2 protein-coding genes are annotated in these 1,222 nt (G+C 37.3%); both read right to left on the reverse strand.

The features are described from left to right. Nucleotides 1-537: hypothetical protein (locus tag GMD1S_RS11495; protein ID WP_001223903.1), on the reverse strand; the 537-nt coding region annotated here is incomplete at its 3' end. Beyond that, on the reverse strand, nt 534-1,163 hold the full coding sequence (locus GMD1S_RS11500) for a hypothetical protein (protein ID WP_001242085.1): 630 nt from the start codon (nt 1,161-1,163) through the stop codon (nt 534-536). The genes GMD1S_RS11495 and GMD1S_RS11500, both read right to left, overlap by 4 nt. Nucleotides 1,164-1,222 lie beyond the last annotated feature (59 nt).

Consider the following 1,222-nt stretch of genomic DNA (forward strand, 5'->3'; position numbering starts at 1 on the left):
AGCATCAATCGTTTGAATTTCTTCCAAACTCATCTCATTTGCTTCATCAAAGGTTAAAGATAAGATATCTTGGTGATTTTTCTTGAATTCCTCGATTGTCAGCCATGTTTTCTTGTCATCTTCACTAATTTGTCCATTAAAGATTGTGGCAATCTCAATGGCCATGATATAGAACGCTCTTTTATCAAGTGTGAGAAGTTCAAGATGGGTAGAGGCCAAACGTAAACAGTCTCCATTTTCGCGAAAATCTGTTACATAAGCATCTTCATAATCTAAATTTAGTTCTTCATCAATTTGTGAAAAAAAGCGATATTTTATCCCTTCTTGTATCGGAACATGCAACCAAAGTTCATCATAATCCTGTTTATCTAGTTTTAGATGAATGGCTATATCATTCCTATCTCTGATTTTAAGAAAACCAGAATAGGAGAGAGGGATGCCTTCTCCTTGATAATTTTCAAACCACATCCTTTTCGCTAGTTCCATGTAATCAAATGGAATTTCTTTGGTGTAATCGCCTTTGATGTAAATTCTCACTCGTCGTCCTCGTCGTCATAAACACGTTCGCCATGGATTTTGATGTATTCTTCACGAAGTCGCTCTTCTTCATCCCACAAAGTTTCCTCTACAGGTTTCAAACTTTTCAGTTCCTCCACGCTGATATCGGTTGCTTGATCGTAACTTAGTGATAAGACATCCTTGTGCAACTCCTTAAAAGTCTCTACATCCATCCAGGTCTCCTTGTCATCCTCGCTAATTTTTCCATCAATTGCACCAGCCACCTCGATCGCCATGATATACATAGCACGTTTATCAACCGTTAAAATATCCGTATGTGTTGTAGCAATCCTAAGGTTTTCTCCACGTTCTCTCCCATCAGTAATAAAATCATTTTCAAATTCAAGTGTTATATTCTCATATTCCAAAGACAACCAAGGATTACTAGGAATTATAAAAGGAGCCTTATCCCATCTTTCGTCAACTGAAGACCATTTGTGTAACCGAACACCAAAGTAAAAATCATCCTGTAACATCTCATCATCACCAACATTGGAGAAACTTATTTTCTTGCCATTCCGTTCCTTAAACCACATCTTCCAAACAAGCTCTCTTGTTGTAAAGGTTATTTTTTTCTTAAAATCACTTTTGATATATAATCTCACTCTTCTTCCTCGTCGTCCAACTCTACCTCTCCATGGATTCGGATATACTCCTCGCGCTT

It is taken from the genome of Streptococcus sp. GMD1S (genome assembly GCF_000296875.1).
GTDB lineage: Bacteria > Bacillota > Bacilli > Lactobacillales > Streptococcaceae > Streptococcus.